Here is a 13,907-nt window from a genome sequence, read left to right on the forward strand (position 1 = left end):
GTGGAAAATAATGTTAAAAGAAAAAGAAAAAGAAAAAGAAAAAGAAAAAGAAAAAGAAAAAGAAAAAGAAAAAGAAAAAGAAAAAGAAAAAGAAGCCGCAGTATTATTTTTATGATTATGTTTGAATTTTTTTTGATGCACTAAAAACAGCACAATTTGTTATTTCGAGTATTCTGGGTGAATAAACTCAAGGTTGACCATTCATCATAAGCTGGGTAAAGTTCGCGCCACTTATAGGTGCTTACAGCCAATCATTTGTTAACGTTCATTCTTCTAAAAGCGATGTCTTTAATTTGATTTGTCGTTATCAAGCCAGTTGCTAAGTCATTATTAATATTTCATTACGTTAATAATGCCCGTGCAACCTTAATTGGTGTGTAGGTTAAATGGGAAGCTTGGCGGTTTATTGCAACCGATCCATCACTGCCCCCGCAACGGTAGAACCTGTGTGTTCAAAGTCCGATACCAGCCTGAGTAACTTAAATGCGATGCAGCGGAGGGCTCATCGGAAGTAGAACGCTATGTTATACCTAAAGATTGGGTATTTCTCGACAGATTGCAGCTTTTCAGCGAAATCTTTCTACCTCGTTATCCTCCCTAAATCGTAAACACCTTGTCGAATTGGGGACATAATGAATAAATCCTTGCTGGCACCGCTTGCCGCCGCTGTATTCTCTGCACATTCAATTGCTGCCACTACCATTGAAGAAGTGGTTGTATCATCACGTATTCCCGAGAGTACTCTTAATCTATCCACCAGTGTCTCGTTAATTGATGAGCAGCAGTTGCAGTTGTCGGGTCAAGAAAGCCTTGCCAATGCTTTGGCTGCGCAACCGGGCGTTGGTGTGTCGCACAACGGCGGCATAGGTAGCGTTACCACGGTTCGCATTCGCGGCGAAGAAGGTTTTCGCACCCAATTGCGTATTGATGGAGTGTTAATTGCCGATCCCTCTGCACCACAGGTTACGCCGGTATTTGACGATTTATTGGTGAGCGGTGTAGAGCGCGTTGAGATACTGCGTGGTCCGCAGGGTGTTCTTTATGGCGCCGATGCCGGTGGTGTTGTGAGCATTACGTCTAAACGCTATGAAGACGCACTTGCCGGAAGTGTTGATGTAAAAGCGGGAACGGACGGTTTCCAACGTGTTACCGGCAATGTAGGTGGTTCTAGTGATTTGGGTTATTTCTTTGTATCGGGTTCTGATTTAGATGTTGATGGCTTTGATGCGACATCACCTACCGACGATAAAGACAGTTACGATAACCAAACGCTGCAATTAAACGGAAAAATTAATTTGAGCGAAAATTGGTTTGTGAAAGGGTTTTATCGCCAACACGAAGCCGATAACGATTACGATAATTGTTTTGTCAGCGCTACTTTTGCAACTTCAGACGACTGCCGTTCCGATTCCGAGTTGGATATTTGGAGTGTGGGTATCGGTTACAAAAATTCTGTATTCAGCCACGAACTTAACGCGAGCATTTCTGATATCAGCCGTGAATTTTTCACCGAAGGAGAATTAACCTTTGAGAACGAAGGCGAAATTACTCAAGTAGAATATCTGGGCAGTTATACGCCCCAAGACAGTTTGAAAATTGTTTTTGGTATTGACTCTAAAGAGGAAGAAATTGCTTTTTCTGAGCGTGATCAATTAGCCGCTTTTGTTAATGTACAAACTCAATTTAATGATCATTGGTTTATTGATATTGGGGCGCGTTATGACGATGTTGATGACTTTGGCGAATACCAAAGTTTTCGCCTTGGCAGCAGCTATTTAATTACTTTCCAAGATTCTGGTATTTTAAAATTCAAAGCCAGCTACGGTTCTGGCTTTAGAGCGCCAAGTTTATTTGAACAATTTCTTAATGATACTGCCTTTTTTGGTCCTGCTGCGGGTTTGCAGTTAGACGAAGAAACCAGTAAAGGCTACGATCTTGGCGTTGAGTGGTTTTCGGAGCAGGGCTGGAAGTTATCGCTGGTTTGGTTTGATCAGACCGTTGAAGATTTTATTGAGTTCGACCCGGTATTTTTTAGTGGCTATTTACAATCCGACGATGACGCGACCTCACAAGGTGTAGAAGTCGCCTTTAATTGGCCTGTGAGTGAATCATTAGAGCTCTCGGTAAATCATACCTATAACGATACGGAAACCAGTAATGGCCAGCAACGTGCACGTCGCCCTGAGAACATTACTAATTTTTCAGTTATTGCTCAATTAATAGAAAATTTAACCTTGTCGAGCCAATTAAGCTTCGTCAGTGACGCCATTGATATTGACGGTGAAGACTTGGATAATTACTCGCTATTAAATATTACGGTCAACTACGCAGTAACTCCTGAGCTACAAGTGTATTCCAACGTTATTAATGCTCTTGATGATGATTATCAAGAAGCGCGTGGCTTTAATAATGGTGGTATTCAGGCGTATGTAGGTGCTCGTTATTCCTTTTAAACGATACACGTAAAATAATTATCAATACTATTGAGCGTAAGCATTAGGAATTCATACTCAGAGTATGAACAGCAAGGATGTGTCGCCAATTTCAATCACTTACAGTTCTTGAAATTGTGAAGAAATTGGAAATCGCATTTTCAATTTCTGTCCTCTGATTAAATCAGAGATGAGTTAATCAGAGGTTCCTATAGTTTGATGTTGATATATGCAACTTTTTGGTTTTTTTAAATGGATAAAAAGTCTGAGAAACACAACAAAGCCATGCAAAAACAAAAAGAACGTGTTTCTGCAACCATGGCAAAAGCAACGCAAGATCAATCCGTTGTAGTTTTATTAACCGGTAACGGTAAAGGTAAAACCAGTTCTGCATTTGGTATGGCAATTCGAGCTCTAGGCTATGGTCAACAAGTGGCGATCATTCAGTTTATCAAAGGTGTGCAAAAATCCGGCGAAGAATTATTTTTCCTTGAGCATTTAAAGGATGTACCTCTTTATCAAATGGGCACCGGTTTTACGTGGGACACGCAGGACCGAGACGGTGATATGGCTGCGGCGAAGATTACGTGGGATCATGCTAAAAATGCGCTCAGTAATCCTAAATACGATTTGGTTATTTTAGACGAATTAACGTATATGCTGTCTTATCAATATTTGGATGAACAGTCGGTAGTGGATGCTATTATTGCGCGTCCTTCGCATCAAAACGTAGTGATTACCGGTAGAGGTGGTGGTAGTCGGTTGCGTGAAATTGCCGATACCGTTTCTGAGATAAAAGAAATCAAGCACGCTTATAATCAAGGTATTATGGCGAAAAAAGGAATCGATTTTTGACAACTCATCGATCGTTGTCATCATCTTGTCACAGCCCGGTCCATAAACAGCACAATCGACGATCATGCGTATTTTTGTGCGTATTAATTGTGCTTGTTTTTGTGGTGATGCTAACCAGCTTAGCGATTGGTGATGTTAAAATCACATTTGTCGCACACCTCAAATTCGTGTTAGGCTATTTATCATTCAATAATTTTTCAGATTCTGAATTTTTTGCTCAGAGCTTAAATTCACAAGATTTTATTATTTTATCGCAAATACGTTGGCCGAGAGTGTTAATGGCCCTGTCAACAGGGGTTGTGCTTGGCGTCAGTGGCGCCGCTGTTCAAGCCATTTTTAGAAACCCATTGGCCGATCCTAATTTAATTGGTATCTCCTCAGGCGCCTTGTTGGGTGCAAGCTTAATGGTATTTGCCTCGTATAATTTGGGATTCGCTGTTCTCTCATCAATCAATAACACGGCATTAATTTCTGGAGCGGCTTTTTTAGGTGCATTGATCGCATCAATGTGCGTATTAATGATGAGCCATTGGTTGACTAAACCAGGTGTCAATCAGGTGCTTTACATGTTGCTACTTGGATTTGCGTTGTCGGCCTTTACTGGTGCTTTTGCGGGTCTCATAAAATATTTTGTTGATCTTCAACAATTACGTTTTCTCTCATTTTGGCAATTGGGGAATTTACAACCGTCTTCAAGCGTGTATCTTTGGTTTTCACTTATAAGTGCCGTAATTGTTTTATTTTTATTAATGATTCATTCAAGCGCTTTAAATTTATTGGCGCTGGGTGAACAGCAAGCGATGTACCTTGGCGTTAAAGTGGAATCGCTTCAATATCGTGTATTATTGATCTGCTCTGTAGGTGTGGGTGTTTCTGTTGCCTGCGTGGGTTTAATCGGTTTTGTTAGCCTAATTGCTCCGCACGTAGTAAGAATGGTGACTGGTGCTGATAACCGCTGGGTTATTCCGTTATCGGGTTTAACCGGAGCAATTATTTTAATAACCTCAGATGTATTAGCACGCAGTCTTATTGACGGAGAAACATTGCCTGTTGGTATCATTACTGCTTTAGTGGGTGCGCCTTGGTTTATTGGGGTTTTAATGAGGAAACTTAAACATTCTTAAAGTATTGTTGTTATTCGTTATCGCGCTGCGTCGTAAGATAAGGGTTTATGAATAAAGATTATTTGTTCGAAGTTAATCACCTACGAGTATTCCAGCAGAATAGAGACGATGGTATTGATGGTTTAATACGTGTTCGGGATTCTTCTTGCAAGAGCTCACGTGTGCGCCTTGATATCGAGCGTTTGCAAATTCCTAAAGGTCAGTTAATTGCGATTGTAGGGCCAAACGGTTCTGGAAAGTCCACATTGTTACATTGTTTGGCCGGCGGGTTAAAAGGCTCTGGCGACGTTATTTTTTGTGGCGAAAATATCAGCCTGCTCAGGCAATATCATCATCGAGAGTTAGCAAAATACTTATCGGTGTTATCGCAAATTAATTCACTTGAATTTAACTTCAAGGTTCAAGAAGTGATTGCCTTTGGTCTGGCAAACCATTCATGTTCCCATGTTGGTAAAAAGCAGTTTCTAAATTTAGCGGCAAATTTTGCAGACGTCGGTCATTTATTCGAAAAAAACTACGATCAACTCAGTGGTGGCGAACAGCAACGTGTTCAATTAGCTCGATCGTATATTCAGGTATTACCCAATCTGGTTGATAAAAGCCAATTTAAGTCTGGAGCTAAATCGGTTAAATCAGAAACCTCGTTGATTCAGTTAGATCTTAAACCCTGTTTATTGTTGGATGAGCCAACCGCAAGCCTAGATTTAAAACATCAAAATAATATGTATGAAACTCTAAAAGTAGAGTGTCAGAGAGGTTTAAGCGCAATTATTGTTAGTCACGATTTGAATTCTGTTTTGCGCTACGCAGATCTAGTGATTGTGATGCAAGACGGTCGATGCATCGATTTTGGCAGTCCAGAAGAGGTTTTTCACGCAGATCAAATTAAGCAGGTGTACGAACAAAACTCGGCAATTATTGACACAGAATTTGGAAAAAGATTGGTATTCTTCTAAGGTTTCTAGGATTGGAATTGCTTTAAGAAAGAAGCGCTCAACCTTTAATTTTGAGTGCTTTAATTTTGAGTGCTTTATTCGTTAATGAATGTATTAATTGATTAATAGGAACCTCTGATTAAATCATGGATGAGTTAATCAGAGGTTCCAATACAGTATTTTTAATGAAGCTTCATTTTAGGTCGAACAACCTTGCTAATGGTTTCTGCCACATAAACCATTGCCGCTTTACTAAAGCCATGAATGGCAATTTGGTGCATGCGATACAAAGATACATACATCAAACGTGCTAGATGACCTTCCACAAACATACTTTTGCTGGTTAGATTTCCCATTAAGCTGCCTACGGTGCTGTAGCGACTCAAGCTCACTAATGAACCATGATCGTGGTAGGTAAAGTTTTTTTGGTTTTTATTGTTACGTCTTCTCAAAATATTATCTTTAATGGTAGACGCCATTTGGTGAGCCGACTGTGCTCTTGGCGGAACCCATTTACCATTTTCTTGCAAGAAACCACAGCAGTCACCCAGCGCGTAAATATCGTCATTGGTGGTGCTCTGTAAGGTGGATTTCACTAATATTTGATTCGCTTTATTAAGCTCAAATACACCCAAATCTTTCACATAGTCGGCCGCTTTAACACCGGCGGCCCACAACATCAAATCGGCGCGAATTAAAATATCGTCTGAGGTAATAAAACCATCGGCGGTTGCTTTTTGAATGCGAGTGTCTTCTTTTACCTCAACGCCAAGACGTGACAACTCTTTTCTGGCTGATGCCGAAATTCGTTCCGGCAAGGCCGGTAGAATGCGAGGCCCGGCTTCGATCAGCGTAATGCGAAGACGCTTAGGTGTCATATTAGGCATGCCGTAATTTTTGAGCAGCTCGGTAACATGATGCAACTCTGCGGAAAGCTCAACACCGGTTGCGCCAGCACCAACAATAGCCACATTAAGCGTGCCACCGTCTACTTCTTCATCAATACGCATAAAGTGATTTAACAACGCCTTATGGAATCGTTCTGCTTGTGCTTGAGAATCTAAAAAGAAGCAGTGATCTTGAACGCCCGGAGTACCAAAATCGTTACTCACACTGCCTACGGCCATTACGAGAGTGTCGTATTTTAACTGGCGTTCAGGTAGCAGCGGCTTGCCCTCGTCATCAAATACGGCGGCTAATTTAATGGTTTTGTTGTCTCGATCAACACCGGTAAATTCACCCATAACAAATCGGTAACCGTGTCTTGCACCGTGCGCGCGGTATACAACGCCGTCTGTTCCGGTATCTAAAGAACCGGTAGCAACTTCATGTAATAAAGGTTTCCAAATATGAGAAGTGTTTTTATCGACGAGTACAATATCGGCTTTTTTACGTTTGCCTAATTTACGTCCGAGTTGGCTGGCAAGTTCCAAACCACCTGCGCCGCCCCCTACGATAACAATTGTTTGCATAGTTATGTCCTCAAGAGTGATATGGGTCTGAGCTCTAAAGAACACAAACCCATAGCACCATTAAGTAATAGCATTAGAAATTGATCGAAACAAAGAGAAAATATTCTTATTTTTTTGTTTCGACTTTAATGAAGGATCAGTTTGTCGTTGCAGACAAAAAAACGCAAGGCATAAAGCAACAAAAAATCAATGAATCAGAAAATGCTGTTACAACTAGAACGACCAATTATAGGTGCCTATAAAGTATAACGTATGTTTTATGAAATCTAGATTTATAAAAACAAACAAGGTTGCTAATTTATTTGTCAGCTATCCGTGATTTGGATGGTGCTATTTAAATTTCCGTTTGGGATATTTGCGTCTAAATATTGAAAATATCTGTTTGGTAATTAAACCAAGATAATTTAGATATGCTTTTTAATTTAAGAATTCACGATGTGGCGATGCGGCGCCTATGAAAAAATTTACTGTTTGAATGATAGCGCCTGATTATTATGTCACCGATTAACGTAATGTTTAGGGTGAGTCTATCATTCGTCTTCTTGCTCAATCGAGATATCGTCGGAAGTTCCCAAAGGCATTTTTCGATACATATATAAGCCACCAAACGTTGTGATTTAGCTAAAGTTTCTTATGTTGACAGGCAAAAATTGTTGACAGGTAAAAATACGTAAATTCGAGAATTAATAATTTGAGTTCATCGACAATCAATTTACAAGTAATTGTACTAAGTTTGCGTCTGAGATTTTATCTTTTTGAGTTGCACGTTATAACTTGGGTTAGATGTTGATCAATGTGGTTTTACATCTGGTCATCACGGATTTTTTAGTTTTTTATCGGAAATGATATGTTTGTTCAAGAACCAGTATTTAAGCATTTAAACGGCACTGTTTGGGACCAATTGCGCAGTGTGGCAAGTGATATTTCGCAAAACTCCTCTAACGCCATTAAATGGCTTAATCAGGCTGAAAGCGGCTGGAAGAGTGAAGTTGCTTATGATGATCTCGTTGCTGAGCTCAAAACCGAGTTCCCCGGTTATTTTCAACATTATGGCTCTTGGCAAGAACTCACAAATAAATTGTCGGAAGAAGTTTTTGCGTGTTATTGCTTCGTCGATATCTTAAATGTTATGGGTTATTTTATAACCGTTGATTGGAAAGAGAGTGGTGACGCTTATGTACTCTCTCTTCTTTCTCAGCAGTTTGAGTTATTAGGTTTGCAAGCTATTGATGTTAAGATTATTGATAAATTTGCAGAAGACTACATTGATTCTCCATTAAGAGAGGCGAGTAGTTATTTAACTAAATTAATGAAAACTCTTGCTCAAGAGAGAGGGTGTGACATTCTCTTTTGCGATAATGGTAATGACGAGACCATATTTGCAACGGTTTCTCAAGAGGTTTTCTCGCGGTTGTATATGGTAGAGATAAATAATGACTCTCTAATCTTTAGTGATCAATAAATTTTCTGTGCAACTGATATTGACTTATAAGCGTGATATTGAGTTGCCAGATTTATCGCATTGGTATTCTTGTTATTTTTGCTTGGATTTTAAATGATTTTTTGTTTTGATAGAGTAAAAACGTATCTGGATAGTTGGGTTTACTTGTTTTGAATACCAAAAAATAATGACAGATTTATTCTTTTTGTGATGATTTTCTCTGTAAAAAGAAAATAACTCTTAAAGTGTTAATATATCCATAGGAAACTCTGATTAATCTAGAGTTTCTTGCAACACAAGAATGTGTCGCTAATTTCAAGAACGGTAAGTGACTGAAGTTGTGAAAAAATTAAAAATCGCATTTTAATTTTTTGCCCTCTGATTGAATTATGGATGAGCTAATCAGAGATTCCTATAAAAATGAATTTGATTGTTCGTGGGTTTTGAGCAGTTGATACATGGTGAATCTACAACGAATAAGCCGTGAAAATATTGCGCAAAAATAGAGTGGCAATTTTAACCTTAATGTAACCACTTAACGTAAATAAAAACCCATGAAATTATTGCTAGGTTATTCTGCGAATGTAAAATTTACCGGCAAAAAGTCTCGTTTTACGCAACGCATAATTAATAGTGGAAGAAATTTTTGTCACAATCCCTAACAATTAATTGATGGTAAGGGTGTTTGTGGAGGTTTCTTATTCACCTTCATTTACAGTTTAATACTTTAGTTTAGGAAATATAAATGTCGAGAAAACCAGCGGCGCGACTGGGTGATATGGGCTCAAATCATGGTGCATGGCATCCTAGTCCGGTAATCCAGGGCAGTGGTAATGTTATGGTTAATGGAATTCCCGCCGCTCGAAAAGGCGATGCGCTTGCTCCGCATATAAAGCCCAAAAGCCCACCACATCCAAGAGCCATTTCTAAAGGTTCAGCGACGGTTTTCATCAATAATCAACCTGCCTCTCGTGTGGGTGATGCTATTAATTGCGGCGGAACGATTATGGTTGGGTCTGCCAACGTTTACATTGGTGACGAAGGCCCTGCTATTAATCTTGCCGCTGATGATATTCCTGTTACCAATACCTTCGCGTTGCGTTTTGTACTTAAAGACACGCTCGGAAATCCAGTCAAAGGAATGGCCTATCGAGTGGTTCCCGAAGGTCAGCCTATTGATGAAGATTGGCACTTGCCCGACGATGTATCGGGTACCGATGGCACTACGGCGGTGGTGTCGACTACCGAAGGTGAGAAGCTCGAATATCAACTGGTTTGGCCAAAAATAAATACCGATAAAGCCGTGGCCTATGCAAATTCCAAAGAAACTTAATCATCTAGAGCCTGTTAACCGAAAAAGAATCAAGGAATATTGACATGGCAAGTCCAGAGAGCACTGCGGGCGTTAACGATAATACTGATAAAGTCGAACCGGTAGAAATTACCTGTAAAACCTATTGGTCAAAAGCACAAGAATTTTCGATTATTCGCATGAGCGAGCGAGTGGGTTTTAACGAGTACGACCTGCTCGATTGGTATGAAGTGCGAGCAAAACGTATCGCTGCAACCTATGCACGCTTTTATTTAGAAACCGAAGAAGGCGGCGATGTTAGTAAACTGGGTCGCTATTATTGGATGGCGCTAGGAGCCTTTGCCAGTAAAACGGTAGCGTGTCTTTTAGGCATGAACAGAGTGGTACTAACTGACATGTTTCTGCCATTTGTGAATGCCAAAGAAATAGCTGATGGTTTGGGTAAAGGCAATTTATGGCTCTTTATGGATATCAGCGCGCCGCATTGGTTTTACAACAACTACCCAGAACACTTTTTTGACGGCATGGTTTGCATTGATAAACGCAACGCAAAAAATCTAGAAGCGCCTATTCAAGCGGTGGTGGATAGTATGCCTTGGTCGCAGAAAACACTGCCTATTATCAATAACATGGCAATATCCGGTAGCCTGAAAAGTGGCTTTAAGTACGTTACACAGATTGAGAAGGCGTCTGGACGAGCTAAGAGGGACCTGCAAATGAAGCATCTGTTGGAGATCGCTAACCATGAGCAGGGTGTTATCTTGCAACCGCTGATTTACGAACACCCGGAATTTGCAAAGTGGGCGAGATGGCAGCGGGGGATTCTCTTAAATTGGGCATCTCCATCATTCGAGTTGGTTTTTTCACACGCCTGCGAAATAGACGACGGTGAGCTCAAATCGGTCGCCCCTGAAGATATGCAAGTTGAAAATTTCAAGAGTCGTATGGATTGGATAAAAGAGGCAGCATCTGTATTCCATGATCTTATGGCAAAAAGGTCTAATTATATGCACGGTGAGCTACAGAAAATGGCGAGCTGGGTGAATACAAAAGATTATTCAATGCCAACCCGAGCAATTATCGAATGAGGTACCTACTAATAATAGGGGCCTTATTGCTGGGCTCACTTATTTTAGGCTATGTATTTTTTACACATCAAACAACCAAGAGCACGCCTTCAATGCCAGTCGCTAAAGCCTTTATTGAACTGAATATGTCGCCGGAGAAATTTGTAGAAATTAACTGGGTGGATCAAAAACGCGGAATAAACAGTCAGCCAGCCGGTTTGGATTTTTATAGCGTCAGATGGCCAATTGCATCTCTTGGGCAAGTATTTCTAGAAAATGGCCCATACAGTTTTACCTTTCCCAATACGCTTCGAGTAACCGGTACCTACGACCGTGATCTTCCCAGAAAGGGTATTTATGTTTTTAGAGTTTCTGGTGGCATGTCTACACAAAGTGATATTTATCACGACGAGGCACGATTACGCTTTTTAGAGTTTTTAGCCATGCTAAGGCAGAGAGGCTGGCAAACCTTTATTAACCTTGAAGACCCACGTTTACCAACCAATCAAGCCCTGCACTATGCACTGCAAGAAGACAATGTTTTATACAGCTTACCTATCGATGCTGACATAGACCTAGACACGTGGATGCGGATAACCGACAACGATTGGCGAATGTATGCGGGTGATGTCATTATGAAAATAGATTTTCTGAGAGACACAAGCCGCCTAGATTTAGATAAGCCTTCGGATTATTTATTTTCTTACGAAGTGTATAACATGCAAGAACTTATTATAAATCAGTTAGAAAATGACGAGCAAAAAAATGCCGCGCAAATTTGGCCACAACGGAAGTTAGAATTACAAGAAAGACGTCACCAAAAAGAGCTGTTGCTCGAACAGCAGGGTTATCACATTGATCGATCTTACGTTGACCCCGAGCTTGTACTGGAATAGTTGTTAATTACACATTATTGGAAATTATAAGAAAGCGTAGTTCATAAACTAGCCTTCCTTTGGGGTGTCAGTAGAGCCGGTATTGCTTGCTATTTAATTTAATGTTTAAAAAAACATAAGGAAACTCTGATTAACCTAGAGTTTCTTGCGACACTAGGATATGTCGCTAATTTCAAGAACGATAAGTGATTGAAGTTGTGAAAAATTGGAAATCGCATTTTCAATTTCTATCCTCTGATTAAATCATAGATGAGTTAATCAGAGGTTTCTATCGTTAAATACTTAAATTCTGTATTTCGACCGCTTCTATTTTTTCACTTAATTCAAAACCAAATATTTTGCTGTAAAAGTACAGTTCACCTTCTACCGAGCGAATCATATTGTTGGCTTGTCTAAATCCGTGGCCTTCTTCTGGGAAAAGCACATAAGCAACCGGAATTTCTTTTGCGTTCAGTGCATTTACCATCGCTTCTGCTTGGTTGGGAGGTACAACCTTGTCTTGGCCACCTTGGAAGAATATTACCGGACAATCCAGTTGCTCAACGTGATTGATGGGCGAGCGCGAAACGTAAGTTGATTGGTCTTCTGGGTATTTGCCAATTAACGAATCTAAATAACGCGACTCAAATTTATGAGTATCGGTGGCGAGTGTTTCTAAATCGCCAATGCCGTAATGGCTGGCACCCGCCTTAAAAGTTGATTCAAAAGTTAGTGCGGCAAGTACGGTGTAGCCGCCAGCGCTGCCGCCTTTTATAGCCAGTTTATTGGCATCGGCCAAACCTTTTTCCACTAAGTAATTTGCGGCGCGGCAAACGTCTTCAACATCTTTAACACCCCAGTTATGATTTAACGCTAAACGGTAATCACGGCCATATCCGCTGCTACCACGATAATTAACGTCAACCACGGCAAAACCGCGTGAACACCAATATTGAATTTTAATATTAAAGGCGGTGCTGCGAGCGCTGGTTGGGCCGCCGTGAGCCATGACAATTAACGGTGGTTTTTCGCCGTCTGCTGCGCAATATTCTGTGTTGTGAGGTGGGTAATAAAAACCGTGGGCTTGCTCGCCTTCAGGGCCAAATTCAATGGCTTCTGGAATGGAAAAGATTTCTTCTTGTAAATCGGTGGGTATGCTTTTAACAATTTCACAGCTGATTTCGTCTTCGTTTTCGGAATTTAAATCAATAATGGCCAGCTCGCTGGGTGTTGCAGCATTACTGCCAATAAGCGCAAATTTATTGTTGCTGGTTGCTATGTTGGCAATGTCTGAGCAATCGCTTTCAATAACGTTACAATCACCGGTTTGATAATTAATTAAAGCCAATTGCCAAATGTTGCGAATATTAAAACAGCAGGCGATGGTTTCTGGGTCGATAAATCCCCACGTGGATAATCCAAAAACCCATTGTGGTGTGGCAAATTCGGCGTCGGCAAAATTTAATTCTGCCTTTAATAAAGGATGCCAATTTTGTTGTTTATATTCGTAAAAATGCCACCAGTTGTCGCGATCACAAATACTGATTACCGTATTGGTTGCACTCCACTGCGGTTGAAAATGAGATTGCGGAGCTTCACCAGCGGCAACACCAGCAATGGCAGTGATGTCGTCCAATGTACCTTCTGAATTAATTGTCGCGGTAAACACCGAGTTGCTTTCCCATGGCATAGCTGGGTGATTCCAGCTGATCCAACCCAATTGATTACCATCGAGCGATAAGTTTGGCGATGCGTAAAAATCATCTCCTGTTGCAAGAACGGTGGTTTCTCCGGTATCACAATCAACCGCAACTAACTCGGCTTTTTCTTCGATGTGATGGGATTGATCGGCTGCGGATTTATGGCTGTGGTCTTCGCGAATGCAGATAATTCTATTCTTGTGGCTATCGATTATTAAATCGGCGTAGCGGTAGGGGCCTTCTGCGGTAATAGCCGTGGCTTGAATTGGTTGGGTTTGGGTATCCACCTTATAAATGCGCTGATCATAACCCGACACAAAATAAACGCTGTGATTTGCGACGGTATAGCTGCCACCGCCATACTCGTTGGCCTTGGAGCGTGAGCTCATGTTTTCTGGAATGACATCGCTAATATTACCGTTACCATCTTTTTTAACGATGCAATTGCGGCCTTTTTCATTAGGGCGAAATTCCAACCAATACAAATCTTCGCCATCCCATTTGGGTTCGGCCAAACCTAGGCTTTGAGAGACAATGTGCTGTGCGGAGATTTTTGAAGGCCAACTGCCATAGGGAAGCGTTTTTTTCATGATGAATTTTTTTATTGGTTCAGTTTAGATGCGTCGGTTCGTAGCAATTACTGTTGAGTAGAAGTCTTAAGAGACGCGTTTGCGACATGGTAAACTTTAGGCGA

General features: G+C 40.8%; 10 protein-coding genes and 1 riboswitch. Of the genes, 8 read left to right on the plus strand and 2 right to left on the minus strand.

Features of this window, described 5'->3' with window-relative positions; genetic code table 11:
• The first annotated feature begins 335 nt into the window (after positions 1-335).
• A riboswitch (cobalamin riboswitch) is annotated at positions 336-488 on the plus strand.
• A 144-nt stretch (positions 489-632) separates the two neighbouring features.
• The 4 genes from ACYQ28_RS13725 (at position 633) to ACYQ28_RS13740 (ending at position 5,367) form a co-directional block, all read left to right on the plus strand.
• Entirely contained in the window at positions 633-2,453 is a 1,821-nt protein-coding gene (locus ACYQ28_RS13725; RefSeq protein WP_460050783.1) for a TonB-dependent receptor plug domain-containing protein, read from the plus strand.
• A gap of 231 nt (positions 2,454-2,684) precedes the next feature.
• Positions 2,685-3,287, plus strand: coding sequence for a cob(I)yrinic acid a,c-diamide adenosyltransferase (cobO, locus tag ACYQ28_RS13730; RefSeq protein ID WP_460050781.1), 603 nt, complete (start codon positions 2,685-2,687; stop codon positions 3,285-3,287).
• Positions 3,288-3,394: 107 nt separating this feature from the next.
• Positions 3,395-4,411, plus strand: coding sequence for a FecCD family ABC transporter permease (locus tag ACYQ28_RS13735; RefSeq protein WP_460050983.1), 1,017 nt, complete (start codon positions 3,395-3,397; stop codon positions 4,409-4,411).
• 47 nt (positions 4,412-4,458) lie between these two features.
• Positions 4,459-5,367, plus strand: a complete 909-nt coding sequence (locus ACYQ28_RS13740; RefSeq protein ID WP_460050779.1) for an ATP-binding cassette domain-containing protein — start codon at positions 4,459-4,461, stop codon at positions 5,365-5,367.
• Between the two features lie 161 nt (positions 5,368-5,528).
• Here ACYQ28_RS13740 and ACYQ28_RS13745 read toward each other — a convergent pair whose 3' ends face one another.
• Positions 5,529-6,818 carry an NAD(P)/FAD-dependent oxidoreductase gene (locus ACYQ28_RS13745; protein ID WP_460050777.1) on the minus strand — a complete coding sequence of 430 codons (1,290 nt, stop codon included), beginning with the start codon at positions 6,816-6,818 and terminating at the stop codon, positions 5,529-5,531.
• 847 nt (positions 6,819-7,665) lie between these two features.
• Here ACYQ28_RS13745 and ACYQ28_RS13750 point away from each other — a divergent pair.
• The 4 genes from ACYQ28_RS13750 (at position 7,666) to ACYQ28_RS13765 (ending at position 11,534) form a co-directional block, all read left to right on the plus strand.
• Positions 7,666-8,280, plus strand: a complete 615-nt coding sequence (locus ACYQ28_RS13750) for a hypothetical protein (RefSeq protein WP_460050775.1) — start codon at positions 7,666-7,668, stop codon at positions 8,278-8,280.
• A 724-nt stretch (positions 8,281-9,004) separates the two neighbouring features.
• On the plus strand, positions 9,005-9,592 hold the full coding sequence (locus tag ACYQ28_RS13755; protein WP_460050773.1) for a type VI secretion system PAAR protein: 588 nt from the start codon (positions 9,005-9,007) through the stop codon (positions 9,590-9,592).
• Between the two features lie 44 nt (positions 9,593-9,636).
• Positions 9,637-10,659, plus strand: a complete 1,023-nt coding sequence (locus ACYQ28_RS13760) for a DUF2515 family protein (RefSeq protein WP_460050771.1) — start codon at positions 9,637-9,639, stop codon at positions 10,657-10,659.
• Between the two features lie 92 nt (positions 10,660-10,751).
• The gene (locus ACYQ28_RS13765) at positions 10,752-11,534 is read left to right on the plus strand and encodes a hypothetical protein (protein ID WP_460050769.1); all 783 of its coding nucleotides are present in this window, start codon (positions 10,752-10,754) and stop codon (positions 11,532-11,534) included.
• A gap of 274 nt (positions 11,535-11,808) precedes the next feature.
• Here ACYQ28_RS13765 and ACYQ28_RS13770 read toward each other — a convergent pair whose 3' ends face one another.
• Positions 11,809-13,803 (minus strand): alpha/beta hydrolase family protein, encoded by a 1,995-nt coding sequence (locus ACYQ28_RS13770; RefSeq protein WP_460050767.1) that lies wholly within the window; start codon positions 13,801-13,803, stop codon positions 11,809-11,811.
• Positions 13,804-13,907: the final 104 nt, after the last annotated feature.

This window comes from Sessilibacter sp. MAH1, from assembly GCF_054658315.1.